Genomic DNA, 2,737 nt, shown 5'->3' with positions numbered 1-2,737 from the left:
CTCGGGCATGGTAAATCTGACTGATATTGTTCAGTGTTTTGCCTTCTTCATATTTATTCCCACCTTCCTTGAATATCTTTAATGAGCGGTTAAGATAGTCAAGAGCGGTATCGTAATCTCCTCGGGCCTTAAAAATCTGACTGATATTGTTCAGGGTTCTCCCTTCCCCACTTTTATCCTCGATTTCCTGGCGAATCTTTAATGAGCGGTTAAGATAGTCAAGAGCGGTATCGTAATCTCCTCTTGCATCGTAAATCTGACTGATATTGTTCAGGATTGTCCCTTCACCTTTTTTATCCCCGATTTTCCTTGAAGTCTCCAATCCTTCCTCAAGCAGGACTAATGCCTTTTCATATTGTCCCAGGAGGTGATAACGCTGGGCAATCTCATTAATTAGGGAAACTTTTTTTTCAGGTGAAGAGACCGTATCAAGCAAGCTTTTTCTATATCCAATCTGTCTGTGGATTTCTTCTTTATTGGAGGCAATAAAAGAAACCTCCGCACGGCTCCAGATATTTATGAAATGCTGTATCTCTTCAGGCAATTCCAGGAGGCGGTGTCTGAATGCCCAAAAATCATCTGCCTTGTTGATTACAGCCGAAAGTTCATACTCAGTAAGAAAAAAGATAGCCTTGATTTTATGCTCTTGCAATTGGTCCCTGGTAAAATTCAGGTTTTCAAGAAAGTTAGGGTCAATTTCCGCTCCTTGTGAATCTTGGTGGCGTGGTAGATTAAAGATACAAAATACCGTCTTAGTATTCTGCTTCTGAAGAAGGTGTGGAGATAAAAATTGGATATTTTGGCTCTGACAGTTAATCGAGATGAACTTAATGCCAGTATCACTCTTTTGTTGCAAGACATTAATCATATTCTGAGCATCACGGAAATTTTGGTATCGGACAAATAAGAAAAGGGCGTTATCTTTTTTTATAGCCTTGCTAATTAAACGGAGCAGTGTTTGAATCTCATCTTTTTCGGATGTTGGCTGAAGTTTTAGACTTACCTGAGCAATATCCTGGTCATTATTTGAAACTCTTCCCATATTTATTACCTAATCCTCTTTTACTTCATCTTTATTCCCCGGATATTTTTCTTCTAAAAACTGAAGGAGGGCATAACGAACATCTAACCACAGAGTATCATTTTCATATTCTAAGACAATAAGATGCTGAAGCATAAATTCTACATCATCCAACCAATCGTTAGATATGGCAATCTGGTACATCAGCTTATAATCATCTGGCCTTAAAATAGGCTGATACGACTTCACAATCTCATGTCGAACCTTCTCTAAATCTTCAAATAGAATTTTATCTCGGTCTGCTTCTAATGCTGAATCAATAGCAATCTGCATTACTCTTGCCAATTCCCGAAACACACCACCACTTAATCGAATTGCTTCTTCGCAGGCTTTTTCTTCAATTAATTCAAGGCTCATCCTTTTTTCAATAAATTCAATCAGCAGTTTCTTACCATCTGTAAACGCATCCCTTTTTCCCCGGTCAAAATATTTGATACATGGGATAGGATACAATTGGTCTCTGTGGATTATTACTTCCCGGTCGCCACGAAGAGAAATAGGAAGGGTATAGATGATAAAAATATCTGTTTCCATCAAAGAGGTGTAATTATCTCTAATAATCTCTTTAATTTTAGAATCATCTGCTTTTTCGATATTATCTATGATAACCAATAGGTCCTTTTTCTCTTTTTCTTTAATTTCAGTAACCGCATGGTTAAGCAACTCCAAAAGAGGCATCAATCTTGGTTCAATCACTTTTTTCATATGACTTCGCCAGGTTGTTCCGGTTTTTAATCTAAGCTTAAATCCGGCAAAAAATGTCTTTGCCCCTGCCTCTACTTCAGCATCATAACCCTCTTTTTTATCAATTTCCCTGGTTACAGTCATAAACCACTGGTCAAGTTCCCTTTTCCAATCATCTGACAACTTCAGGCCAGTATTTTCTCTTAACTGCAGGGCGATGGAAACAGGCAGGTCAATATAGGTCAATGTCTTATAGTCACATGTTTCGTTAAGAGAAAAATGTACTATTTTAAATCTCTCCTGCACATCTCTATCTGCCGCAAGGCGATTTAATTCAGTAGACTTACCAGAGCCTTTATGCCCACAGACAAAGTACTTTTTGGGTTGTTTTACCCGCAGCAAGTTTGATTTTAAACGGGCAAGTGAGTATCCTTCTCGTTCAACATAAAACGCCTGGCCTTCAGGCATTGGTAAGGTTAAATCTGGATCAAAATTATACCATGCCTCTTCTAAATTCTTAGCTTTTTTAAATTCCATAGATTTCCCTCCTTGAACTCTTATTTTTACCCATAAGTTTTACTGGACAATGTTACATTCATTCACAATTCGCAATTCACCATTCACAATTTACAATTTCTTCCCTAAATCTCCTTAAAATGGTGAATTGTGAATTGTCAATTGTGAATTATCACTCTTCACGGTGTTCAGTAAAAATTGTGGGACATGATTAGCCTTGAACTCGAATGACAAAGTTATTATACCATTTTTATGCCTTTTGTGCAATAGATTTTTTGCTGGTATCAGCCCGGTTAGACATTAGCCCCGTAGTCCGGGATTCTATCCTGGGTAACCGTTCAGGGTGTAACGAAGGGGAAATGGAGAAATTAGGGAAAAGGGGAAAAAGTATTCTTATTTTAGTAAGAAAATCATATTATTTAGAATGTCATTGACAACTGATGAAACCTTCTGCTA

At 37.7% G+C, this 2,737-nt stretch carries 3 protein-coding genes; 1 reads left to right on the top strand and 2 read right to left on the bottom strand.

The window, feature by feature from the left end; translation table 11 throughout:
* Together AB1414_06225 and AB1414_06220 are read right to left on the bottom strand one after the other, a co-directional pair.
* On the bottom strand, positions 1-1,042 hold a 1,042-nt coding region (locus AB1414_06225; GenBank protein MEW6607037.1), incomplete at its 3' end, for a tetratricopeptide repeat protein.
* 9 nt (positions 1,043-1,051) lie between these two features.
* Positions 1,052-2,302, bottom strand: a complete 1,251-nt coding sequence (locus tag AB1414_06220; protein MEW6607036.1) for a hypothetical protein — start codon at positions 2,300-2,302, stop codon at positions 1,052-1,054.
* A gap of 206 nt (positions 2,303-2,508) precedes the next feature.
* On the opposite strand from AB1414_06220, the gene AB1414_06215 reads away from it, so the two are divergent.
* Entirely contained in the window at positions 2,509-2,715 is a 207-nt protein-coding gene (locus AB1414_06215) for a hypothetical protein (GenBank protein MEW6607035.1), read from the top strand.
* The last annotated feature ends 22 nt before the right edge of the window (positions 2,716-2,737 follow it).

The sequence above is a fragment of the bacterium genome, from assembly GCA_040755795.1.
In the GTDB taxonomy this organism is placed as follows: domain Bacteria; phylum UBA9089; class CG2-30-40-21; order CG2-30-40-21; family SBAY01; genus JBFLXS01.
This window is presented reverse-complemented; position numbering and strand designations above follow the sequence as displayed.